Source organism: Pseudoduganella sp. UC29_106 (genome assembly GCF_044055365.1).
In the GTDB taxonomy this organism is placed as follows: domain Bacteria; phylum Pseudomonadota; class Gammaproteobacteria; order Burkholderiales; family Burkholderiaceae_D; genus Rugamonas.
The window spans coordinates 1-24,641 of sequence record NZ_CP171977.1 but is presented as its reverse complement, the minus strand read 5'-3'; the positions used below and the strand labels follow the sequence as shown (position 1 = coordinate 24,641).

Sequence of the window (24,641 nt, the reverse complement as noted above, 5' to 3'; positions counted from 1 at the left end):
CGTTGTGTTTGTCAGCAGCAGAGAAGCGAGATTATGCGGTACAGCGTGCAACTCGTCAACCCCTTCGTTTTCAGCGCTTCGCGCTTCGAACATCTCGCTTCGTTGCGTGTGCGTCGTTGCGAGGGACAGAACTATAACAAAGCACTTGAAGGGCCGCAAGGGCTTTTTAGAACCCACGGCAAAAAACAGGTGTCTGCCACGATGTGGCAGACACCAGGGTTACGCCGTGGGTTTGGGAAGGGGCTGGCATCAGGCTTGCTAATATGAGGTAACAAGGCACCTGGCCATTCCTTTTTGCTCAGTTTTGGCACAGGTGCTACATTATGAATCACCTTCCTCATTAAAACTCGCCGCGGAAGACGGCAACACAGGGGAGCTGGAGACATGGGTCACGATACTGTTTCAAATGTGAGCAACACCCTCATCGAGAGTTCGCACCTCCGGTCGCAGAACTACGGCCTGGATCCGTGCAGCCATGTGGATTTCGGCCCGCTCGACCGCTATGAGCTTTCGCGCCTGATCGAGCAGAACCGGCTGCTGCATACCCATGCGGTGCCGGCGATGGAAACGCTCTATCAGCAGATCGCCAATACCCACAATATGGTGATCCTCACCGACGCCACCGGGGTGATCCTTCACTCCCTCGGCGACGATGACTTCCTGGAAAAGGCCAACCGCGTCGCACTGCAGGCTGGCGCCACCTGGTCCGAGCAGTGCAAGGGCACGAATGCGATCGGCACCGCGATCGCCGAGGGCAAGCCCGCCCTGGTCCACGCCGACCAGCACTATCTGGCGGCGAACCACTTCCTGACCTGCTCCGCGGCGCCGATCACCGACCACGCAGGCAATGTGATCGGCGTGCTGGACGTGTCCGGCGACCGCCGCAGCTTCCATACGCATACGATGGCCCTGGTGCGCATGTCCGCACTAATGGTGGAGAACCAGCTGTTTTCCGCTGCCTTCGAGGACGTGATCACCCTCCACTTCCATGCGCGGCCCGAATTCATCGGCACGCTGATGGAAGGTATCGCCTCCTTCACGCCGGGTGGACGCTTTATCGCGGCCAACCGCGCCGGCTTGTTCCAGCTCGGGCTCTCGTTCGCCGCCCTGCAGTCGCATACTTTCAGCTCCCTGTTCGGGCTTCCGGTGTCCGCGCTGTTCGACCACTACCGCACCGCCTCGCCCGGACTGCTGGAACTCTGCCTGCACAATGGCGTTCGCGTATTCGGCCGCGCCCAACTGCGGCTGGCGAACAACACTTTCCAGCACGCGATCATTGCGCCGCGCGAAGATGCCCATCCGGCGCAGACCAATCCCGCCCATGCGTCGCGCCGGCTTTCCGGCCTGCGCTACCTGCGCACCGGCGATCCGCAGCTGGAGGCGGTGCTCGACAAGGTCACGCGCGTGCTGGGCAAGGACATCCCCATCATGATCATGGGTGAAACCGGTACCGGCAAGGAATTGCTGGCCCAGGCCATCCACAACGACTCGCCGCGCGCGCAAAGCCCCTTCGTGGCGGTGAACTGCGCGTCGATTCCGGAAACGCTGATCGAGTCCGAACTGTTTGGCTATGAGGACGGCGCCTTCACCGGCGCGCGCAAGAAAGGCGCGGTGGGCAGGATCCTGCAGGCCAACGGCGGCACCCTCTTCCTCGATGAAATCGGCGACATGCCCTTCCCGCTGCAAGCGCGCCTGCTGCGCGTGCTGCAGGAACGCATGGTCACGCCGCTGGGCAGCGGCAAGTCCATCCCCGTCAACGTGGAAGTGATTTGCGCCACCAACCACAACCTGCGTGACCGCATCGCCAAGGGTCTGTTCCGCGAGGACCTGTACTACCGCCTCAACGGCCTGGTGGTGAAGCTGCCGCCGCTGCGCGAGCGCACCGACCTCGAAACGGTCGTCAACAAGATCCTCTCGACCGAATCGGACGGCGCCCGCTACACCGTGTCGCCCGAACTGATGCAACTCTTCCTGCAGCACAAATGGCCAGGCAATTTCCGCCAGCTGACCAACCTGCTGCGCACAGCCGTTGTCATGGCGGGCGACGATCTCGAGATCTGCATGCGTCACATGCCGGACGACTTCCTCGACGATATGCGCGCCGCGCAGCCGGAGCTGACGGCCATCGCTACCGCAATGCCCTGCGGCGGCGCGCGGCTGGAAGATATGGAGCAGACCCTGATCGCACGCACGCTGGAAGCGAACGGCGGCAATGTCTCGGCCACCGCCCGCGCCCTGGGCGTTTCGCGCAATACGATTTATCGCAAGCTGCCCCATCTCAAGTGATCAGAAGAAGAGGATGCCGCCGAAGGAAACGCCGTTCATCCTCGCTTCCCCTCCACCGAAGGCCTTCGACCGCGTCTGACCAATTTCGCCGACCAGCGTGATCGCGCTGGTCAGCGAGTAGTAAGCGCCCAGCGTGAGGTTGGCGTTCGACTTCAGGCCGTGCGTGCCGAGCGTGTTGTCATCGTTGCGGCTGATGCCGTAGCCGATGCCGAGTTTCAGCTTGTCGCTTGTTTTCATCGTCGCCTGCACGAAGCCGTGCTTGCCCCGCACCTCGCCCTGGTCCGCATCGGACAGGATGCCGACGCCTTTCCCGCCCTGGAAGTTGGCCAGCACGCCAAAAGCCCCGTACTGGTAGGCCGCGCCCACTTCATAGGCCGCCATCGTGAAGTCAGGCGCGCCGGCTGCGACGCCATGGAACTTCTGCGTCTTGCCACCCACCCAGGCGCGCAGGCCGCCATCGGCGTAGCTCAGTTGCGCCTGCACCTGCGGCTGCGACTTGGTGGAGTACTGCGCGGCCGACACGATGGGCGAATCGACGACTGGGCTGACCAGCGCCGCGTCCACCGTAAAGCCGGAGAACTTCGGCGAGGTATAGGCAATCTGGCCATAGTAGCCCACGTAAGCATAGCCCGCGCCGATGTGGCCCAGCGTGACGCGGCCACGCTGCGTGGCCTGCACGGGCGCACCGGCGCCGATCAGCGTCATGTCGCCGAAGATGGCGTTGTTGCCGAAGATGCCGTTGTCGCGGCCCAGCTTGACCGTGCCCATCTCCGCATTGCCAAAGCTGAACCAGGCCTGGCGCACGTCCACTTCGCTGTTTTGCGCGATGGCGCTGTCCGTCGCGGTGGCGTGGTAGATGCCGATGTGGGCCTTGATGTCGTAATCACCCTGCTTCGTGGTGGCGGAGGTCACGAGGCCGTTCGGCAGCAGTCCATTGCCGATGGTAGTGCGATTGTCTTCGCCACCGCAGCCGATGCCACGGCTCGCCAGCGCCAGCCCGCCGACCGCATCGCCGCTGCATGAGACATGCGTGTAATAGGCGTTCACGATGCCGCCCACGTTGAGGTTCCAGTCCCCCGCCTTGACGTCGACAGCGTGGGCCGCGGGTGCGAGTGCAGCGCCGGCAAGGGCCGCCAGCATGGTCTTTTTCATTTTCGTCTCCTGATTATGTTGGAAGGTTGTGATGCACAGGAGTCAGGGCAATTTGCGTGCCGATGCTTTGGCAGAGGGACAGGGCTTGTGAGCGTTGCTCTCGGTTGCGCCGATACGGATCAGCGCTGTTCTATTCCGGTGCGGGCGTTCGCAAAACCACAGGCGTGAACCTGGTGTCAGGCACGATGTGCCTGACACCTGCTTTTGGCCGTGGGTTCTAAAAAAAGGGCGGCACGCGGCCGCCCAAAGTGGAGCACACACTCTTTACTTTGCGAGCTTGAACACCCACACAGAACCGCCCTGTTCGAGGAAGTTGACCTTCTTCGCGACTTCGCCGCCCCACAGCGGCACAGCGCCGCCCCAGCCCGACACTACCGCGACATACTGCGTACCGTTCTCCTGCCAGGTAACAGGCGGCGCCACAACGCCGGAGCCGGTCTGGAACTTCCACAGCTCCTTGCCAGTGTTTGCGTCCAGCGCTTTCAGGTAGCCTTCAGGCGTGCCATAGAAGACAAGGCCGCCGGCAGTCGTCATCACGCCGCCCCACAGCGGCGCATTGTTCTTCACTTCCCACTTGATCTTGCCGCTCTTCGGATCGATGGCGCGCAGCGCGCCGATGTAATCGTCGTACAGCGGCTTGATGGTGAAGCCCGCGCCCAGATAGGCGCCGCCCTTCTTGTAGCTGATCGGCTCATTCCAGATATCCATGCCCCATTCATTCGCCGGCACGTAGAACAGCTTTGTCTGCGGGCTGTATGCCATCGGCATCTGGTTCTTCGCGCCGAGGAAGGCCGGTGCTGCGAACACCGTGCTGCCCTTCTTGCCTTCCTCACCCTTGGTTGGATCGCCGGGACGGCCATCGGAGGTGTAGATCGGACGGCCCGTCTTCAAATCGATGCCGGAAGCCCAGGTGATCTTGTGCACGAAGGGGAAGGCGTTCTGCAGCTTGCCCTCTTTCGCATCGATCACGTAGAAGAAGCCATTGCGGTCGGCCTTGCCGCCGTAACGCTTGCCGTCCATATCGAAGGTCACGAATTCGTTGGCGCCGTCGAAGTCCCAGGCATCGTTCGGCGTGTTCTGGTAAGCCCACTTGATGGCGCCCGTTTCAGGGTCCAGCGCCACGGTAGACGAGGAATACAGGTTGTCGCCTGGCCGCAGGTGGCTGTTCCATGGCGCCGGGTTGCCGGTGCCGAAGTAGGCCAGGCCCGTCTTCGGATCATAGGTGCCTCCCATCCAGGTTGAAGCGCCCCCCGTTTTCCACAGCTCGCCCGGCCAGCTCTTGTTGACAGTGCCGGTGATGCCGTTCTCGATCGGGTTGCCGTCCTTGTCGTAGCGGTAGCCCATATGGCCCTCGACCATGGGTCGCATCCACAGCAGCTCGCCCGTTTTCGGATTGCGCGCTTCAACGCGGCCAACCACGCCGAACTCACCGCCGGATACGCCGGTGAGCAGGATACCCTTGGCAATCAGGGGCGCCGCGGTCATCGAATAGCCAGCGGCGTAGTCGTCGACCTTCTCCTTCCACACGACCTTGCCGGTATCCTGGTCCAGCGCGACCAGGTAGGCATCCAGCGTGCCGAAGATGACGAGATTGTCGTACAGCGCAGCGCCGCGGTTGATCACGTCGCAGCAGGGCATAATGCCGTCCGGCAGGCGGTGCTCATACTTCCACAGCTTGTTGCCCGTCTTGAGGTCGATCGCGAACAGGCGCGAATACGAGGCGGTGACGAACATCTTGCCGTTGTAGATGACCGGCTGCGATTCCTGGCCGCGCTGCTTCTCGCCGCCGAAGGAGAAGGACCACGCGGGCACCAGCTTTCCAACGGTCTTCGTGTTGATCTGCGTGAGCGTCGAATGGCGCTGGCCCTCCGATCCCATGCCGGAGGACAGTACACTGCTCGTGTCCCTGGCCGCATTATCGAGCATCGTGGTGGTCACGCTGCCGCTGCCTGCCTGGGCCAGTGCGGTGGCGCCAAGCAGCAATCCCATGGTGATGTATTTCACGGTTGTCTCCTTTGTTATCGTTTGATCTGGCGCGAGGCCTGCAAGGCGTCGCACTCTGCGTCACTGAATAGGCGGGAACGGAGCAGGAAGCGCTTGCCGCTGCCGTTTTCGAGCGAGAACATGCCGCCATTGCCCGGCACCACATCGATGATCAGCTGCGTGTGTTCCCAGTACTCGTACTGCTCCAGGCCGATGAAGAACGGTGCGCCGCCCAGGTTGCCCAGGTAGACGTCCGTTTCGCTGACATTGAACTCACTCGCCGGATAGCACATCGGCGCGCTGCCGTCGCAGCAGCCGCCGGACTGGAAGAACATGATCGGGCCGTGTCGCTGATGCAGCGCGGCGATCAGTTCCAGCGCTTCGTCGGTCGCTGTGACGCGGGCAATGGCGTTATCCATACTCCGTCTCCCAAGGTTAGAAGAAGCCCAGTGCGTTGGGGTTGTAGCTGACCAGCAGGTTCTTGGTCTGCTGATAGTGTTCGAGCATCATCTTGTGATTCTCACGGCCGATGCCGGACTGCTTGTAGCCGCCGAAGGCTGCGTGAGCCGGGTACAGGTGATAGCAGTTGGTCCACACGCGGCCGGCCTGGATGCCACGGCCGACGCGGAAGGCGCGGCTGCCGTCGCGCGTCCAAACGCCGGCGCCCAGTCCGTACAACGTGTCGTTGGCGATGCGCAGAGCATCTTCTTCATCCTTGAAGGTGGTCACGGAGACGACCGGGCCGAAGATCTCTTCCTGGAAGATGCGCATCTTGTTGTCGCCCTTGAAGACGGTGGGGCGCACGTAGTAGCCGCCTTCCATATCGCCCGACTGGATGGTGCGTTCGCCGCCGGCCAGCAACTGCGCGCCTTCCTGGCGGCCGATATCCATATAGGACAGGATCTTTTCCAGCTGTTCCTGCGAAGCCTGGGCGCCGATCATGGTGGAAGAATCCAGCGGATTGCCCTGGCGGATGGCAGCCACGCGGGCCAGCGCGCGCTCGATGAACTTCTCGTAGATCGATTCCTGCACCAGCACGCGCGACGGGCAGGTGCAGACCTCGCCCTGGTTCAGCGCGAACATGGCGAAGCCTTCCAGGCACTTGTCGAAGAAGGCATCGTCCGCGTCCATCACATCCTCGAAGAAGATGTTGGGCGACTTGCCGCCCAGTTCCAGCGTGACGGGAATCAGGTTCTGCGCCGCATAGCCCATGATCAGACGGCCGGTGCCGGTTTCACCGGTGAAAGCGATCTTGGCGATGCGCTTGCTGGAGGCCAGAGGCTTGCCCGCCTCCAGGCCAAAGCCGTTAACCACATTCAGCACACCCGGCGGCAGCAGATCCGCGATCACCTCCAGCAGGACCATGATGGAAGCGGGCGTCTGCTCGGCGGGTTTCAGCACCACGCAATTGCCGGCGGCCAGTGCTGGCGCCAGCTTCCAGACGGCCATCAGGATGGGGAAGTTCCAGGGGATGATCTGGCCGACGACGCCCAGCGGCTCGTGGAAGTGGTAGGCGTAGGTTTGCGCATCGATCTGCGCGACCGAGCCTTCCTGGGCGCGGATGCAACCGGCGAAGTAGCGGAAATGGTCGATGGCCAGCGGGATGTCGGCAGCCATCGTTTCGCGGATAGGCTTGCCGTTGTCGATGGTTTCGGCCGTGGCGATCAGGCTCAGATTCTGCTCCATGCGGTCGGCCATCTTGTTCAGGATGTTGGCGCGCTCGGTCTGCGAGGTCTTGCCCCAGGCCTCCTTCGCGGCGTGGGCGGCATCCAGCGCCAGCTCGACATCTTCCGCGGTGGAGCGGGCAACTTCACAGAACGGCAGGCCGGTGATCGGAGTGATGTTGGCGAAGTACTCTCCCTTCACCGGCGGCACGAATTTGCCGCCAATGTAGTTGTCGTAACGCTTCTTGAAGGGATTGGCCACGCCCAGTTTGCTGATGTCCGCGAGATTCATGTCGTCCTCTATTCAGTGTGTTGTGGGGACCGCCCCGGTGCGAAGCGGCACGCTTGTGTATTCCGCAATTGCCGTGCCAGCGCATCCGGCGGGGGAAATCGTGCTGACCGGCGCTCCATATGTTCCAAACTTGAACACCTGTTGCTCCACTCAACGGATCACTACGCCCCAGGGCAGTTCGCCCACGGGGATATCGGCCACCTTCTTTGCGCTGGCCGTGTCGATCACCGAAACATTGTTGGAGCGGCCGTTGGCCACATACAGCTTGCCGCCGTCCGGCGTGAGGGCCATGTTCCAGGGCCGCTTGCCGACCGGGATCGTGGCGCTGACGGCGTTGCGGGCGGTATCGATCTGCATCACGGTGCCGTCCATGCCGTTCGAGACATAGACGCTGCGGCCGTCCGGATGCACGGCGATGCCGTTGGCATTCTTCCCGGCCGGTATGGCCGCAAGCGTGCGCAGTGAGGCCGTGTCGATTACATAGACGGTGTTCACCAGTTCACAGGCTACGTAGGCGCGCCTGGCGTCCGGCGAGAAGCCGATGCCCCGGGGACGCAGGCCCACGGCCACGGAGCCGGTCTGCTTGTGGCGCCCGACATCGATCACGTCCACCTGCTCGGCTTCCTCGGCGCTCACATAGAGGTAGCGGCTGTCCGGGCTGAAGACGGCGTGCTCCGGGTTGCGGCCCTTGACGGGGATGTCCGCCAGTTTGGCGTGGGTCACGGCATCGAACAGCGTCACGCTGTTGTTCTCCTCCACGGCCACCGCCACCAGCTTGCCGTCCGGCGAAACGCTGACGCCTTCGGGCGAGCGGCCCAGCGCCAGCGCTTCGGTGACGCCGCTGCTGCTGTCGATGGCGAGCAAAACGCTGCTGGCGGCGTCGGTGACGAAGATCTGGCGGCCCCGCTCATCGCTGGCGATGCCGCGCGGGCGCTTGCCGGCGGCGATCTGGCGTACGACGGTGTCGCTGGCCGTGTCGATCACGCTGATCGTGCCGGACTTCTCATTGGGTACATAGGCGAATGGCGCTGCGGCGGCGGCGCCCATGGCGCACAGCGCCAGGCACAGGATTGCTTTCATGGTGTCTCCTTGGTATGGTGTTGGCCCGCTATACGATGCAATCCATATGCCAGCACGGGGGCGGCCCGCGCACGGCATGGCAGGTATATTGCTTACTGTGGTGAAAAACCACATCGAGGAGAGTTCAACATGCAGCGCCCGATCCGCCTGAACGTCATCGCCGGTCTGATTGCCGGACTGTTCGTCCCCACCCTGGCCTGTGCGGGGCCGGAGGGCGATGCCATTGCCGACGTGGTCGTCGTCAGCGGCAGCCGCATCGAGCATGCCAGCTTCGACCTGCCGGCCGCAGTCGATGTGCTGGACGCGGCGCGCATCCGCGACGGCCAGGTGCGCGTGAATGCGTCCGAAGCGCTGGCCGCGGTGCCGGGCGTGGTGGCGCAAAACCGTCAGAACTATGCGCAGGACCTGCAAATCTCCTCGCGCCGGCTTCGGCGCCCGCTCGGCCTTTGGCGTGCGCGGCGTGCGACTGATCGCGGATGGCATCCCGGCCAGCATGCCGGACGGCCAGGGCCAGGCCGCCACCTTCAACCTGGACATGGCCGAACGCATCGAAGTCCTGCGCGGCCCCTATTCCGCCATCTACGGCAACCATTCCGGCGGCGTGATCCAGCTGTTCACGCGCGAAGGCGAAGGTGCGCCGAGCGTGGAGGCGGGCTTCTCCGCCGGTAGCGATGGTCTGCGCAAGACGGACCTGAACGCGCAAGGCAGCGCGGCCGGCGTCGGCTATGTGCTGGATGCCTCCCGCTTCGAGACGGACGGCTATCGCGACCACAGCGCGGCGCGGCGCGACCAGGGAATGGCAAAGATCACCGTGCGTCCCGGTGCGGACAGCAAACTCACCGTGGTCGCGAGCGGCCTGCGCCAGAAGGATACGCTAGACCCGCTAGGCGTGACCTGGGCCACCTTCCAGCGCGATCCGCGCGCCGGCGAGATCGATGCGACCGATACGCAAACGCCGAAGCGCACGCTGGCCGAGCGCTACAACACGCGCAAGAGCATCGACCACCAGCAGGCCGGCGCCAGCTGGGACCAGCGCTTCGGCGACAGCCGCCTGCACCTGAGCGTGTGGGGCGGCAATCGCCAGGTCATCCAGTTCCAGTCCTTCTCCAAGGCCTTCCAGGCTCCGTCCAGCCACTCCGGCGGCGTGGTGGACTTCGACCGCGATTTCTATGGGGCGGACCTGAACTGGCAGGATGTGCGCCCGCTTGCCGGCGGCAAGCTGACCACGACGGCCGGCGTCGAATATGGCCGCTCCAGCGACGACCGCAAAGGGTACGAGAACTTCATCGGCAATGTGTTCGGTGTACAGGGCAAGCTGCGGCGCGATGAGCAGGATGTGGTGTCCAACTCCGATCCCTATCTGCAGACGGAATGGGCGGGCGAGCGCTGGCAGTTCACGGCCGGGCTGCGGCATTCGCGCCTGCGCGTGTCCGTGGACGACCGCTTCCTCTCCAACGGCAACGACAGCGGCTCCCTGCACTACAGCCGCAGCACGCCGCTGTTGGGCGCTCTCTATAAGTTGACGCCAACGCTGAATCTCTACGCCAGCGCGGCGCGCGGCTTCGAGGCGCCGACCTTGAATGAGCTGTTCTACTCCGGCGCGGGTGCGGGCTTCAATTTCAACCTGCGTCCGGCCCGCAGCACGCACTTGGAAACGGGCGTGAAGGCGCAGATGGGCGGCACCCGCGTGGACGTGGCGCTGTTCCAGGTGCGCACCAGCGATGAACTGGTAGTCGACGCTTCGAGCGGCGGCCGCACCAGCTACCGCAACGCGAGCAAGACGCTGCGCCAGGGCGGGGAACTGTCCCTGAGCAGCCAACTGGGCGCGGGCTTCAGCGGCCGGCTGGCGCTCACCGTGCTGCGCGCGACCTATGACCAGGCTTTCGGCAATGTCCGCGAGGGTGCGCGCCTGCCGGGCGTGCCGCGCGCGAACCTGTTCGGCGAGCTGGCTTGGAGGTCCGCCGGCGAGCGCTTTGGCGCGGCGCTGGAAGCGGTGGCGGCAGCCAGGGTCTATGCGGAAGACGCCAACGCCGATATCCCGGCGCCTGGCTACAGCGTACTCAATGCGCGGCTGACGGCGAAGCAGGACTGGATGGGATGGCGCTTACGCGAGTATGCCCGCCTGAATAACCTGCTGGACCGTACTTATGTCGGTTCCGTGATTGTCGGCGACACGAACAAGCGCTATTACGAGGCGGCACCGGGACGCAACTGGGTGGCCGGCTTCAGTGCGCAGTATCAGTTCTAGAAGCTGAATCGCACTCCGGCCGCCACAGCGCGTGGTGCGCCGGGGGCGACGAAGCGCGTTTCCTCGGCCTGGCCTTGCGTCAGCAGGCGTCCACCGGGAAAGAAACTGGCTGCGGCAGCGCCATAGGTTTCGTAACGCCGGTTGGTCAGGTTGCTCACGCGTGCATACCATTCCCATTTGCCTGTCTTGTAGGTCGCGTGCAGCGACAGCAGCCCATGGCCGGCGACGCGCCATTCCGGATGGGCGCCGTCTTCGTTGCCTTGCACGGTCTGGTGCGACACGGCCGTGATATTGGCGCCTAGCGTGAGGCCAGGCGCGGCGCTCCAGTCGGCGGCCAGCTTCAGCGTGTGGCGGGGCAGGCCGGCAATGCGCGTGCCGGGGACGATGGTTACGTCGCGCGTGCCGGTGAACAGACTGCCGGTGGCGTCGTAGGTGGCGTCCAGGTAGCTGTAGGCGAGGCGCAGGTCGAACGCGCCGGCGCGCGTGGCAGCGTTGAAGTCCAGGCCCTGGTGGCGCGTGCGCGGGAAGTTGGCGAAGTAGCCGTGCTGGGTCTGGCCGGCGGCGCGGAACAGGATATCGTCGCGATTGATCGTGCGGTAAAGCGCGAGCGTCGCATTGCTGACGCCGGATTTCCAGCGTGCGCCGGCTTCGATTGTGCGGGAGACGACCTGCTTCAGGTAGGGGTCTGACTGCAGGCCGACGGGCAGGCGGCAGGGTTCTTCCGGATCGGCGCATCCAAGCTCGATGACTGTCGGCACGCGGTTGCTTTGCGCGGCGTTGGCGAACAAGGTGAGACCCGGTTGCAGCTGGTGTGCGACGCCGAGCGACGGATTCAGTTTGCGGTAGGTGAAGGCTTCGCGCTGCACGCTGCCGTCATCGCGCAACAGCGCGTTCGATACGCGGGCGTGGTTGTAGCGGGCAGCCATCGTTACGTACCATGCTGGCGCGATGGTCCATGTGTCGCTGGCGAAAAGGCCGGTGCTGCGGGCGCGGCCGGTGACGGCGGCTTCCAGCTCGCGTGCCTCGTCCTCTCCCTGCGGCTTCACGTCGCGCGCGGCGCCGAATTCCGCTGGCTGGCTGTACTGAGCGAAGGACATGCCGCTGCGGTCGAAGCTCGCGCCGAACGCCAACCGGTGCGCGCCCGCCACCGTCTGCAGCCCCGCGCTCACGCCCTGGCTCCGCTGCCGCGTCGCCGCCGTATTCAGCGCCGCCGCCAGCGGCGCCTCCGAGGCCGACGGCGATTGCCCCGTCGCACCGCCCGCCGTCGCGCAGCCATCTGCACACTGCCGCGCGGAAGGCGCCGCTCCGCCTGGCCGCACATCTGCGTCGGCGTCCGCGGCCGAGAGCCAATCGGCGTAGGCATCGCTGATATCGCCGTTCGTCGTATCGCGCCTGCTTGTGCGGGCGTACACCGCGAGCGAAACCTCGGTCGCGGCGCTGAGCTGATGCTGCAAGCTCGCCTGCACTTGCCGTAGCTGGTTGCGCGTGCGGTCGGGACTCGTATAGACCGAGCGGCGGTCGGCGGCATACAGGTCGTCCGGCAGCAGCCCATTGCCAACCAGCCGGCTGGAAGCGCTGAGCAGCGACACCTGCCAGTTCGAAGCCCCCGTGCTGCGGCCAACTTTGGCAAACAGATTGCCCAGCCGCCCGGTTGACGCATCGCGCCAGCCGCGATCATGGAAGACGGTGGCGGCCAGATAGCTATGCCAGCCATCATCGGTGCGCGCGCCGTGCGCGACATCCAACCGCTGCCGTCCCTGGCTGCTCGAACTGGCGCCGGCGCTGAAGCCTGCGTCGGTGAGCCCGGACCGCGTGGTCAGCACCAGCGCGCCGCCCAGCGTATTCAGGCCATACAAAGGATTCGAGCCCGGCGCCAGCAGCAGCTTGCCGATGGCCGCTTCGGGCAGCATGTCCCAGTTCACGACATCGCCGAAGGGCTCGTTCACGCGCACGCCATCCAGGTAGACGGACAGCCCCTGCGCCGTCCCCAGCACAGGCGAAGCCCGGAAGCCCCGGAATGTGAGGTCATTCTGGTAAGGACTGCCCGACACCTCGTTCACGTTCACGCCGGCCAGCGAGCGCGCCATTGCCTCACCCACCGTCTCACCCTGCTGCGGCAGCGAAATGCTCTGCACCGCATATGGGAGCTGCTTGCGCTCCACGTCCAGCCCACCCTGCGGCGCGATGCCGACAACTTCCACAGTCGTCATCCCCTCGCCGCGCGCTGTCGAAAGTGGGGCGGCCGACGCCAGGGCCAACACACCGGCCGCCAGCCGCCGCGGTTTCATGGCTTCACCAGTTGCACGCCGTGCCGCGCAAAAATCGCCTGCAACTCGCCGTTGGCCGACATTTCATTCAGCGCCCCCTGCAGCCTGCGTGCCACGTCCGTATTGTCCTTGCGGACAGCCATGCCCACTATCCAGCCATTACGCGGCATGCGCTGGAAGCTGACCTGGTCGACCGGAAAGGCCGGATCACCGTGCATCACGGCCTCGATCTCTGAGCGGTTCGCCAGCACGGCATCCAGTTCGCCCGCCTTCAGCTTCTCCAGCGCCTCCGCCGAGGTGGGGAACAGGTGAACGTTGTCGCGGAAACGTCCATTCCCCTCGCCCAGCATCACCATGCCGGCCAGCGACACCTGCTCCACGCCTATGCGCTTGCCCGCCAGTGCTTCCATGCTGTCGAAAGCCGGAATGCTGCGCGCGCTGCGCACCAGGCGCACGCTCTCCACATGGTAAGGCGCGAAGATCTCCACCTTGTCGTTGGACGCCATCAGCGCGCGGTCCACGGGCACGTGCAGCATCACGTCCGCTGGGCCGTAGCCCAGGTAGTGGCCCTTCCACACCATATTGCGCAAATCATCGTTCAGGTTTTCACCCGCGGGGAAAGGCAGCAGGCTCAGTTTCAGCGACAACTTCTTCGCCAGGGCATCGGCGAGGTCGATGTCGATGCCGCCGCTCTTGTCCGAAAACGGCGCGAACTCCGTGTACACGGCCACCTTCAGGCGGCCGGACTCCTCGATCTTCTTCCAGTCGGCGCGCACTGGCAGCGCTGCGCACAGCAGCGCGGAGCCGATGAGCATCATGGCGCGGTACTCGCGCAGGCGCTGGGTCAGCATGGCAGCCTCCCTTTATTCGCTGGCGCGGCGGGTTTCCAGGTAGGTCTTGATGGCCCACATGGCTTCCTGGTTGAATACGCCCTCGAACGGCGGCATGTAGACGGCGCCGTTGCGTACCTTGCCGTGGCGGATGGAGGTCAGGAAGTAGGCGTCGATCTCCTTGTAGCAGGCCTTCTTCTTGGCTTCATTGCGCATGCCGACGCAGTCGCGGTCCAGCAAGCGCAGGTCGGGCGCAATGCCGCCGGAAACGGCTTCCAGGCCGTGGCAGCGGGCGCAATTCTGGTTGTAGGCGGAAGTGCCGATCTTCAGCGCCAGTTGATTGCCCTTGTAGGGATTCTCCTCGCGCCACTTCTCGCCCAGGACAGGCAGGCCGGTGGTATCGACGCCCTGCGGCGTGACATTGCCGTGCGCTACGGCGAACAGTGAAGTGGCCAACGCCGCCGCGGCGGCGCAAGTGATAACGATGCGTTTCATGGATGTCTCCTGCATTGTGGTTGTGGTATCCATGCAGGAGCAATCCGTGTGCCATCCCCAAACCTTGGGGTCAGATCCGACATTCGGACATGCATATTGCTACCTATTGAAACAGCGGCCGCTATTTGGGAAATACTGCGCCTACTGCCGAAGTCGCTCGTTGCACTTGAATCGCAGAGGGAAAATGGGCCGATAGCGCTGAGATCGTGTCCGAATGTCGGATCTGACCCCAGGGTGGGGCGGGTGTGTCAGATTGGGACAGCTGTCACACCGGGTGAACAGTGCAGGTGCTGAAATGGTCACCCTGCTCGAAGGTGACGGCGACCGGCAGGAAGCGGGCGATGACTTCGGCGTTGGTGATGGCGTGCTGGGACACGTGATCGACCGTATAACGCCCGCCGCCCGCCAGCGCCATCGGCAGCATCAGCTGGTCGCCAAGGTGCTCGCTGACCGCCGCACCGGATTTCAGGTAGCGCTCCGCCTCCAGCACGGCGCCTTCCGCCACAGTCTCCGCACGCACATGCTTGTCGCCGACGCCGGAAAACACTTCGGTCACATTGGCGCTGTCGATCGTGAGCAGTAGCGCGTTGCCCGGGCCATCGGTATCTGTCAGGATGTGCTCATTCAGCTGGCCGCCTCCCCAGCTCAGCGAGCGGCTCACGGTATCGAGCTCGCGCCGGGCCACGCCCACCGGGAGGCGGGCGACGAAGGCTTCAGCAAAGGCCGCATGCAACTGGCCGCGCTCCATCAGGTCCAGGCGGTTCAGCCTGGGGCACGGCAGGATGAAGGCCGACAGCACACCGCCGCCGGCAGGATAGAAACCGGAGCGCTCCAGCTCCACGTCCACTCGCGCGCCCATCGCGGCCAGCAGGCGGCAATAAGCGCGCTGGAGGAATTGCGCGGGCGGTGCCTTGGGGTTGTGCGTGCCGCCGGTGATGGTGACGGTGGTCGGCACCTCCGCCTTGAGCAGCGCGAGCAACAGTGTCTGCAGGACCAGTGTCGTGCTGCCGGCCGTGCCGATATTGAATTCGTAGACGCCGCCAGTAAGCACGCCCGGCGTGAATTCCAGCTCCTTCGAGCCTACTTCGGCGTGCGAAATCTGCGCCCTGCAGACGATCCCCGCTGCGCGCACCGCCGCCAGGTGCTGCCGGCGCAGGCCGGCGGGCTGTCGGTTGGCGCGGATGTTGATGATGCGGAAGGGCTGGCCGGTGATCATGGACAGCGTGAGCGCAGTGCGGAGAATCTGTCCGCCGCCCTCGCCCGTGGAGCCGTCCAGTTCAATCATCGCTCACCCTTTCACGCAGACCACCTGCTTCAATGTGTGCACGACTTCCACCAAATCCTGCTGCGCCTGCATGACGGCATCGATGTCCTTGTAGGCCATCGGAATCTCGTCGATCACCGCTTCATCCTTGCGGCACTCGACGCCGCGCGTAGCGCGCTCCTGGTCTTCGCGCGTGAAGCGGCGCTTGGCCTCGTTGCGGCTCATGGTGCGGCCGGCGCCGTGGCTGCAGCTATGGAAGCTTTCGGCATTGCCCTTGCCGCGCACAATAAAGCTTTTGGCGCCCATCGAGCCGGGAATGATGCCCATCTCGCCTTCGCGCGCGGATACCGCTCCCTTGCGCGTCACCAGTACGTCGCGCCCGAAGTGGCGCTCCTTCTGCACATAGTTGTGGTGGCAGTTGACCGCTTCCACATGCGTTTCGAAGGGTTTCCTGATGACCGTGCGCACGGCTGCGATCAGGTTCTGCATCATCACTTCGCGGTTGATGCGCGCGAACCTTTGCGCCCAGCCGACGGCTTCCACGTAATCGTCGTAATGCTTCGTGCCTTCTTTCAGATAGGCCAGGTCCTGGTCCGGAAGGTTGGCCAGGTGAACGCGCATGTCCTGCTTGGCCAGTTCGATGAAGTGGGTGCCGATGGCATTGCCCACGCCGCGCGAACCCGAATGCAGCATGAACCACACGGCGCCTTCCTCGTCCAGGCAGACTTCGATGAAATGATTGCCTGTGCCGAGCGTGCCGAGATGCTTGTAGTTGTTGGTCTGGCGCAGCCTGGGATTCTTTTCGCAGATCGCGTCGAATTCTTCCTTCAGTTGCAGCCAGGCCTGGTCGACGGTGCGCGGCGGTTCGTACCACGAGCCCTGGTCACGGCCCTTGTAGCCGCGGGTCTTGGGGCTCATTCCATGGGGGATGGCTTTTTCGATGGCGCTGCGCAGGGGACCGAGATTGTCCGGCAGGTCATTGGCGGACAGCGTGGTCTTGGCGGCCATCATGCCGCACCCAATGTCGACGCCGACAGCGGCCGGGATGACCGCGCCTACAGTCGGGATCACGCTGCCGATGGTCGAGCCCTTGCCCAGGTGGACATCGGGCATCACCGCAATGTGCTTGTAGATAAAGGGCATCTTCGCCGTATTGACCAGCTGTTCCCTGGCTTCCGGCTCGACAGGCACGCCCTCGGTCCACATCTTGACCGGGCTGCCTCCCTCTACTTTGATGGTTTCGTGCGCCATGCTGCTCTCCTGCCAGCATTATCCTTCAACTGGCAGGAGCGCTGCGCACGGACTTAGTAGCTGGTCAGTGCCTTGCCGAACTTGATCAGCCAGATGCGGCTTGGACGTTCCTTGTCGTCGCCGCGGGCCACGCGGATGCTGTTGGCGGCGTCGCACCCTGCGGAAGTGCTGGTGATGATCACGCCGTTGGCGTCGATATTGCACTTGGTGACGTCAGCGTCGGAAACGGCCACGCCGGCCGGCGTGAAGATCTTGGTCTTCAGGCCGAAGTCATTGTCGTTGGCCAGGGCCAGCGTGCTGCCGTCGACGATGGTCAGGCCTTCGGCTTTTTCAGCCAGCCAGCCGATCGCGTTCAGGTTCAGCAACAAGGTCTTCTTCAGCGGCACGACCTTGGACCAATCGGCGCCGTTGACGGCGGCAGCGGCCATCGAGCTCTTTTCCAGGTCGGACGTAGCCGGATTGAAGGCGGCGGCGTTGATGTCGGTGGCGCTGCCGATTTCGACCAGCATCAGCTTGTTGAACACCTTGCCGTTTGGCGCCGCGCCCTGCTCGATCACGATGAATTTGCCGTTGCCCAGCGCGACCATGTCACCCAGCTTGGCGTTGCCGGTGCGGCCATCCTGATAGTCGGCGCCGCTGATCGGATACGCGTACATCTTGCTGGTGGAACCGGTGTTCGGGTCAAACTCGATCCAGCGGGTGAAGCGTGCGAAGCGCTCGACCTGCTCGTTCTTGCCGGTCACGCTGTACAGCGAGCTGCCATCGGACAGGGGGCTTTGCAGGAAGCCGTGCAGCTTGTCGCTTACGCTGTCGAGCGCCATGCCTTCCATGCCGCGGTTGGCGCGGCGCTTGGCGAAGATGGTCGGCAGGCCGCTGCCCGGTGCATAGCGGGACTGGATGATGCCGGTGGCCGGATCGACCTTGATGATGAAGGGACCGTATTCGTCCGAGATCCACAGCGCGTTGCGCTTCTTGTCGAAGGCGATGGACTCGGTATCCAGGCCGTTCGGATCGAAAACAGCCTTGGTGGACGGGTCGTACTTCATCGCATCCATCACCGGCACTTCAGCCGAGTTGCCCAGGGTGCCCGGCGGGATCGCCAGGCCGGAAGCCTTCACGGACGCGGAGACCTTGATCGGCATCGAGGAACTCAGCACGGCGCCGGTCTTGCCGACGGTGATCACGCCAATCGCAGGCGCGAAGCCAGGCGACGGGAAAATCTTGGAGCCGGTCAGACCGGTGCCGTTCGGCGTTGGCACGTTCGGGCCGTCCCCGTTCGGGCCGCGGTCGGTCAGGCCATAGAACTCCAGGTCGCCATTGGCGTTGCTGCCCTTGAAGGCCAGCGCGGAACCGTAGGACGGCAGGAAGCCGAGCGGGAAGTCTTCCTTCACTTTGGCGTTCGTGCCTTCGTATGGAATGTAGAAGCTGTTGGCCGCCTGGACCTGGTAGCGGGTCACGGTTACGGCCACGTCGCCCTGGGTGAAGGATTCGGTGGTGGTGGCGACCTTGGAATTCAGTGTGTCTTCGAAGTGTTCGCGAACCAGGGCACGGCGGTCGTCATCGATGCTGCGGCCGGCGTATTTGGCGCCGGCGGCGGCCAGGGTCGCGGCGAAGGCCTTGTTGAAGTCCGCGGCGGAAGCGGCAAAGTCGGCGCTCTTGGAGGCCATCGCGGTCTTCACATCGGCGGCCAGCTTGATGCCGTTGGACGGATCATTGTCTTCATCCAGCAGCTGCAATGCCATCAGGCGGTTGACGACTTTCGCGTCCTTGGTGTCGGTGGCCGCGGCCAGCTGCAGCGGAGTGATGGTGGCGGCGCAGGTGGCGCTGCCCAGGTTCATGCCGCCCAGGCTGAAGCTCACGGTGTCGCCTTGCGTGCAGTTGAATTCGCCCTTCGAGCCGGTGCTGGTCTTGGCGCCGGTGCCGACGACATAGTCCAGGCCTTCAACAGCGCCGTCCAGAAAGACGCCGGCGATCTGGGCTTTCGGTGGGTCCTGGGCGTTATCGCCGCCGCCGCAGGCGGCCAGGGTCAGTGCAAGCGCAAGGGGAGAGAGTCGTGGGAGCTTCATGGCTGTCCTTCTAGTTAAAAAAGTGACAGCTTACGAAGCAGTAGTTACAACATGATGACTAGTTATACATAACAAAAAACCCACGGCCTAAAACTGGTGGCTGCCACGATGTGGCAGCCACCTGCTTCACGCCGTGGGTTCTAAGAAAGCAAAAAAGCCCGCTAGCGTTAGCCAGCGGGCTTTTCCTTAATTACTAGTCTGACGATAACCTACTTTCACACTGGTTGCAGCACTATCATCGGCGCAAAGTCGTTTCACGGTCCTGTTCGGGATGGGAAGGGGTGGGACCGACTTGCTATGGTCATCAGACTTGACCTGTTGGTTCGCGCTGAGGCGCGGCACCTGAATAACTAGCTTGACGATAACCTACTTTCACACTGGTTGCAGCACTATCATCGGCGCAAAGTCGTTTCACGGTCCTGTTCGGGATGGGAAGGGGTGGGACCGACTTGCTATGGTCATCAAGCATAACTTGTACGTATGTCGCCGCTCACTGCGGCGCCACACTGAATCTGGAAGAAGTAAGTTGGGTATCTCAAACACGGTAAGTGCGTATAACCGGCAAGGTTATAGGGACAAGCCGTACGGGCAATTAGTATCAGTTAGCTTAATGCATTACTGCACTTCCACACCTGACCTATCAACGTCCTGGTCTCGAACGACCCTTCAAGGAGCTCAAGGCTCCGGGAAATCTCATCTTAAGGCAAGTTTCCCGCTTAGATGCTTTCAGCGGTTATCTCTTCCGAACTTAGCTACCCGGCAATGCCACTGGCGTGACAACCGGTACACCAGAGGTTCGTCCACTCCGGTCCTCTCGTACTAGGAGCAGCCCCCTTCAAATTTCCAACGCCCACGGCAGATAGGGACCAAACTGTCTCACGACGTTTTAAACCCAGCTCACGTACCACTTTAAATGGCGAACAGCCATACCCTTGGGACCGGCTACAGCCCCAGGATGTGATGAGCCGACATCGAGGTGCCAAACTCCCCCGTCGATATGAACTCTTGGGAGGAATCAGCCTGTTATCCCCAGAGTACCTTTTATCCGTTGAGCGATGGCCCTTCCATACAGAACCACCGGATCACTATGTCCTACTTTCGTACCTGCTCGACTTGTCGGTCTCGCAGTTAAGCACGCTTATGCCATTGCACTATTAGCACGATGTCCGACCGTACCTAGCGTACCTTCGAACTCCTCCGTTACACTTTAGGAGGAGACCGCCCCAGTCAAACTGCCTACCATGCACTGTCCCCGACCCGGATCACGGGCCAAGGTTAGAACCTCAAACAAACCAGGGTGGTATTTCAAGGTTGGCTCCACGAGAACTGGCGTCCCCGCTTCAAAGCCTCCCACCTATCCTACACAGATTGGTTCAAAGTCCAATGCAAAGCTACAGTAAAGGTTCATGGGGTCTTTCCGTCTAGCCGCGGGTAGATTGCATCATCACAAACACTTCAACTTCGCTGAGTCTCGGGAGGAGACAGTGTGGCCATCGTTACGCCATTCGTGCAGGTCGGAACTTACCCGACAAGGAATTTCGCTACCTTAGGACCGTTATAGTTACGGCCGCCGTTTACTGGGACTTCAATCAAGAGCTTGCACCCCATCATTTAATCTTCCAGCACCGGGCAGGCGTCACACCCTATACGTCCACTTTCGTGTTTGCAGAGTGCTGTGTTTTTATTAAACAGTCGCAGCCACCAGTTTATTGCAACCCTTTCGCCCTTCCACAGTAAAGTGGTCAAGCTACCGGGGCGTACCTTTTCCCGAAGTTACGGTACCAATTTGCCGAGTTCCTTCTCCCGAGTTCTCTCAAGCGCCTTAGAATACTCATCTCGCCCACCTGTGTCGGTTTGCGGTACGGTCTCGTATGACTGAAGCTTAGAGGCTTTTCTTGGAACCACTTCCGATTGCTTCGCGCTACAAGAGCGCTCGTCCCAGTCCCTTGGATTACGTACCCGGATTTGCCTAAGTACCTCCTATGAACCAGAAACTAGCTATTCCAACAGCTAGACAACCTTCCGCGATCCGTCCCCCCATCGCATCATACGACGGTGCAGGAATATTAACCTGCTTCCCATCAGCTACGCATCTCTGCCTCGCCTTAGGGGCCGACTCACCCTGCTCCGATGAACGTTGAACAGGAAACCTTGGGCTTACGGCGTGCGGGCTTTTCACCCGCATTATCGCTACTCATGTCAGCATTCGCACTTCTGATACCTCCAGCAGCCTTTACAAGCCACCTTCGCAGGCTTACAGAACGCTCTCCTACCATATCCTTGCGGATATCCGCAGCTTCGGTGACTGGCTTAGCCCCGTTACATCTTCCGCGCAGGACGACTCGATCAGTGAGCTATTACGCTTTCTTTAAATGATGGCTGCTTCTAAGCCAACATCCTGACTGTTTTAGCCTTCCCACTTCGTTTTCCACTTAGCCAATCTTTGGGACCTTAGCTGGCGGTCTGGGTTGTTTCCCTCTTGACGCCGGACGTTAGCACCCGACGTCTGTCTCCCAAGCTCGCACTCACCGGTATTCGGAGTTTGCAATGGTTTGGTAAGTCGCGATGACCCCCTAGCCATAACAGTGCTCTACCCCCGGTGGTGATACTTGAGGCACTACCTAAATAGTTTTCGGAGAGAACCAGCTATTTCCAAGTTTGTTTAGCCTTTCACCCCTATCCACAGCTCATCCCCTAATTTTTCAACATTAGTGGGTTCGGTCCTCCAGTGCGTGTTACCGCACCTTCAACCTGGCCATGGATAGATCACTTGGTTTCGGGTCTACACCCAGCGACTGGCGCCCTGTTCGGACTCGATTTCTCTACGGCTCCCCTATCTGGTTAACCTCGCCACTGAATGTAAGTCGCTGACCCATTATACAAAAGGTACGCCGTCACCCCTTACGAGGCTCCGACTGTTTGTATGCACACGGTTTCAGGATCTATTTCACTCCCCTCCCGGGGTTCTTTTCGCCTTTCCCTCACGGTACTGGTTCACTATCGGTCGATTACGAGTATTTAGCCTTGGAGGATGGTCCCCCCATCTTCAGACAGGATTTCTCGTGTCCCGCCCTACTTGTCGTACGCTTAGTACCACCGCTTGAATTTCGTGTACGGGGCTATCACCCGCTATGGCGCCTATTTCCAGAGGCTTCCACTATCCAAACGACTATCACGTACAGGCTCTTCCCATTTCGCTCGCCACTACTTTGGGAATCTCGGTTGATTTCTTTTCCTGCAGCTACTTAGATGTTTCAGTTCGCCGCGTTCGCTTCGTATTCCTATGTATTCAGAATACGATGACCTAAAAGGCCGGTTTCCCCATTCGGAAATCTTCGGATCAAAGCTTGTTTGTCAGCTCCCCGAAGCTTATCGCAGACTTCTACGTCCTTCATCGCCTGTAATCGCCAAGGCATCCGCCATGTGCACTTAGTCACTTGTCCCTATAACCTTGACGGCTATAGTTCTAAGCACTTACTACTGTGTTTGATGAGTTTTTGTATGCGTTCCTTTCGGAACACTACCCTAAGTGTAAATCTTTCGATTCACGCTTAATAAAACTTTACTTCTTCCAGATTGTTAAAGAACGAGTACTACTCTTATGTCTGCGTCTATCGCACACATAAAGGCAGTGGTGGAGGATGACGGGATCGAACCGACGACCCCCTGCTTGCAAAGCAGGTGCTCTCCCAGCTGAGCTAATCCCCCGTGGTACAACACGATACTTGGTGGGTCTGGTTGGGCTCGAACCAACGACCCCGCGTTATCAACACGGTGCTCTAACCAGCTGAGCTACAGACCCGCGCTCGTTTCTTTTTGATCTAACAGCCGATAAGTGTGGACGTTTGAGTCCGTGCAGACTCTAGAAAGGAGGTGATCCAGCCGCACCTTCCGATACGGCTACCTTGTTACGACTTCACCCCAGTCACGAATCCTACCGTGGTAAGCGCCCTCCTTGCGGTTAAGCTACCTACTTCTGGTAAAACCCGCTCCCATGGTGTGACGGGCGGTGTGTACAAGACCCGGGAACGTATTCACCGCGACATGCTGATCCGCGATTACTAGCGATTCCAACTTCATGTAGTCGAGTTGCAGACTACAATCCGGACTACGATACACTTTCTGGGATTAGCTCCCCCTCGCGGGTTGGCGGCCCTCTGTATGTACCATTGTATGACGTGTGAAGCCCTACCCATAAGGGCCATGAGGACTTGACGTCATCCCCACCTTCCTCCGGTTTGTCACCGGCAGTCTCATTAGAGTGCTCTTGCGTAGCAACTAATGACAAGGGTTGCGCTCGTTGCGGGACTTAACCCAACATCTCACGACACGAGCTGACGACAGCCATGCAGCACCTGTGTGCAGGTTCTCTTTCGAGCACTCCCAAATCTCTCCGGGATTCCTGCCATGTCAAGGGTAGGTAAGGTTTTTCGCGTTGCATCGAATTAATCCACATCATCCACCGCTTGTGCGGGTCCCCGTCAATTCCTTTGAGTTTTAATCTTGCGACCGTACTCCCCAGGCGGTCTACTTCACGCGTTAGCTGCGTTACTAAGTCAATTAAGACCCAACAACTAGTAGACATCGTTTAGGGCGTGGACTACCAGGGTATCTAATCCTGTTGCTCCCCACGCTTTCGTGCATGAGCGTCAGTTTTGACCCAGGGGGCTGCCTTCGCCATCGGTGTTCCTCCACATCTCTACGCATTTCACTGCTACACGTGGAATCTTACCCCCCTCTGCCAAACTCTAGCCTCGCAGTCTCCATCGCCATTCCCAGGTTAAGCCCGGGGATTTCACGAACAGACTTACGAAACCGCCTGCGCACGCTTTACGCCCAGTAATTCCGATTAACGCTTGCACCCTACGTATTACCGCGGCTGCTGGCACGTAGTTAGCCGGTGCTTATTCTTCAGGTACCGTCAGCAGGAATGGATATTAGCCACTCCCTTTTCTTCCCTGACAAAAGAGCTTTACAACCCGAAGGCCTTCTTCACTCACGCGGCATTGCTGGATCAGGGTTGCCCCCATTGTCCAAAATTCCCCACTGCTGCCTCCCGTAGGAGTCTGGACCGTGTCTCAGTTCCAGTGTGGCTGGTCGTCCTCTCAGACCAGCTACTGATCGTTGCCTTGGTGAGCCTTTACCTCACCAACTAGCTAATCAGATATCGGCCGCTCCAGGAGCACAAGGCCTTGCGGTCCCCTGCTTTCATCCTGAGATCGTATGCGGTATTAGCGTAACTTTCGCTACGTTATCCCCACTCTTGGGTACGTTCCGATATATTACTCACCCGTTCGCCACTCGCCGCCAGGGTTGCCCCCCGCGCTGCCGTTCGACTTGCATGTGTAAAGCATGCCGCCAGCGTTCAATCTGAGCCAGGATCAAACTCTTCAGTTCAATCTCTGTTTTCGCTATTTCTAGCGGGTCACTCACTCAAAATACTGACGAAATCTCAATAAAGAGATTTACGTTTATTTTGTGCGAGCGTTTGAAACTAATAATTTGAGCATCGCGCCATTCGGCGCGTTGCACATCGTCAAACGCCCACACTTATCGACTGTTGATTTTTAAAGATCGCTGCGTTTAGCGACAAATCGTTGTGTTTGTCAGCAGCAGAGAAGCGAGATTATGCGGTACAGCGTGCAACTCGTCAACCCCTTCGTTTTCAGCGCTTCGCGCTTCGAACATCTCGCTTCGTTGCGTATGCGTCGTTGCGAGGGACAGAACTATAGCAAAGCCATTGAAGGGCCGCAAGGGCTTTTT

The 24,641-nt window shown here is 61.3% G+C and carries 13 protein-coding genes, 2 tRNA genes and 4 rRNA genes; 2 read left to right on the top strand and 17 right to left on the bottom strand.

The genetic code is table 11. The features are described 5' to 3' along the window. The first annotated feature begins 408 nt into the window (after window positions 1–408). Entirely contained in the window at window positions 409–2,286 is a 1,878-nt protein-coding gene (locus tag ACHMW6_RS00470; protein WP_395404612.1) for a sigma-54-dependent Fis family transcriptional regulator, read from the top strand. On the opposite strand, the gene ACHMW6_RS00465 is transcribed toward ACHMW6_RS00470, so the two are convergent. The 5 genes from ACHMW6_RS00465 to ACHMW6_RS00445 all read right to left on the bottom strand — a co-directional run bounded on the left by ACHMW6_RS00465 (window position 2,287) and on the right by ACHMW6_RS00445 (window position 8,457). After that, entirely contained in the window at window positions 2,287–3,438 is a 1,152-nt protein-coding gene (locus ACHMW6_RS00465) for a porin (protein WP_395404610.1), read from the bottom strand. It abuts the gene before it with no gap. 264 nt (window positions 3,439–3,702) lie between these two features. Next, on the bottom strand, window positions 3,703–5,427 hold the full coding sequence (locus ACHMW6_RS00460; RefSeq protein WP_395408494.1) for a PQQ-dependent methanol/ethanol family dehydrogenase: 1,725 nt from the start codon (window positions 5,425–5,427) through the stop codon (window positions 3,703–3,705). A 29-nt stretch (window positions 5,428–5,456) separates the two neighbouring features. Continuing rightward, window positions 5,457–5,840, bottom strand: a complete 384-nt coding sequence (locus ACHMW6_RS00455; protein WP_395404608.1) for a DUF779 domain-containing protein — start codon at window positions 5,838–5,840, stop codon at window positions 5,457–5,459. Between the two features lie 16 nt (window positions 5,841–5,856). Further along, the gene (adh, locus tag ACHMW6_RS00450; RefSeq protein WP_395404606.1) at window positions 5,857–7,377 is read right to left on the bottom strand and encodes an aldehyde dehydrogenase; all 1,521 of its coding nucleotides are present in this window, start codon (window positions 7,375–7,377) and stop codon (window positions 5,857–5,859) included. 150 nt (window positions 7,378–7,527) lie between these two features. Next, window positions 7,528–8,457 carry a beta-propeller fold lactonase family protein gene (locus ACHMW6_RS00445; RefSeq protein ID WP_395404604.1) on the bottom strand — a complete coding sequence of 310 codons (930 nt, stop codon included), beginning with the start codon at window positions 8,455–8,457 and terminating at the stop codon, window positions 7,528–7,530. A 460-nt stretch (window positions 8,458–8,917) separates the two neighbouring features. Here ACHMW6_RS00445 and ACHMW6_RS00440 point away from each other — a divergent pair, with 460 nt between their 5' ends. Then, on the top strand, window positions 8,918–10,705 hold the full coding sequence (locus tag ACHMW6_RS00440; RefSeq protein WP_395404602.1) for a TonB-dependent receptor family protein: 1,788 nt from the start codon (window positions 8,918–8,920) through the stop codon (window positions 10,703–10,705). On the opposite strand, the gene ACHMW6_RS00435 is transcribed toward ACHMW6_RS00440, so the two are convergent. The 12 genes from ACHMW6_RS00435 to ACHMW6_RS00380 all read right to left on the bottom strand — a co-directional run bounded on the left by ACHMW6_RS00435 (window position 10,702) and on the right by ACHMW6_RS00380 (window position 24,275). Then, window positions 10,702–12,993: a TonB-dependent receptor gene (locus ACHMW6_RS00435; RefSeq protein ID WP_395404600.1), complete on the bottom strand. Its 2,292-nt coding sequence runs from the start codon at window positions 12,991–12,993 to the stop codon at window positions 10,702–10,704. The two genes, ACHMW6_RS00440 and ACHMW6_RS00435, sit on opposite strands and share 4 nt — an antisense overlap. Next, on the bottom strand, window positions 12,990–13,823 hold the full coding sequence (locus tag ACHMW6_RS00430; protein ID WP_395404598.1) for a substrate-binding periplasmic protein: 834 nt from the start codon (window positions 13,821–13,823) through the stop codon (window positions 12,990–12,992). The genes ACHMW6_RS00435 and ACHMW6_RS00430 overlap by 4 nt, the downstream gene beginning before the upstream one ends. Window positions 13,824–13,835: 12 nt before the next feature. Beyond that, entirely contained in the window at window positions 13,836–14,297 is a 462-nt protein-coding gene (pedF, locus tag ACHMW6_RS00425) for a cytochrome c-550 PedF (protein ID WP_395404596.1), read from the bottom strand. A gap of 265 nt (window positions 14,298–14,562) precedes the next feature. Continuing rightward, entirely contained in the window at window positions 14,563–15,582 is a 1,020-nt protein-coding gene (rtcA, locus tag ACHMW6_RS00420) for an RNA 3'-terminal phosphate cyclase (RefSeq protein WP_395404594.1), read from the bottom strand. A 3-nt stretch (window positions 15,583–15,585) separates the two neighbouring features. Next, window positions 15,586–16,812: an RtcB family protein gene (locus ACHMW6_RS00415; protein ID WP_395404593.1), complete on the bottom strand. Its 1,227-nt coding sequence runs from the start codon at window positions 16,810–16,812 to the stop codon at window positions 15,586–15,588. A 53-nt stretch (window positions 16,813–16,865) separates the two neighbouring features. Beyond that, complete coding sequence (locus ACHMW6_RS00410; protein ID WP_395404591.1) at window positions 16,866–18,878, bottom strand: esterase-like activity of phytase family protein; 2,013 nt, start codon at window positions 18,876–18,878, stop codon at window positions 16,866–16,868. A gap of 196 nt (window positions 18,879–19,074) precedes the next feature. Beyond that, window positions 19,075–19,187 (bottom strand): 5S ribosomal RNA (rrf, locus tag ACHMW6_RS00405). 44 nt (window positions 19,188–19,231) lie between these two features. After that, window positions 19,232–19,344: ribosomal RNA gene (gene rrf, locus ACHMW6_RS00400) — 5S ribosomal RNA — on the bottom strand. A gap of 105 nt (window positions 19,345–19,449) precedes the next feature. After that, a 23S ribosomal RNA gene (locus tag ACHMW6_RS00395) occupies window positions 19,450–22,321 on the bottom strand. Between the two features lie 189 nt (window positions 22,322–22,510). Beyond that, window positions 22,511–22,586 (bottom strand) — tRNA-Ala (locus ACHMW6_RS00390). An 18-nt stretch (window positions 22,587–22,604) separates the two neighbouring features. After that, window positions 22,605–22,680 (bottom strand) — tRNA-Ile (locus ACHMW6_RS00385). A 64-nt stretch (window positions 22,681–22,744) separates the two neighbouring features. Beyond that, window positions 22,745–24,275: ribosomal RNA gene (locus ACHMW6_RS00380) — 16S ribosomal RNA — on the bottom strand. Together the 16S, 23S and 5S rRNA genes with 2 tRNA genes alongside form the textbook arrangement of a ribosomal RNA operon. Window positions 24,276–24,641 lie beyond the last annotated feature (366 nt).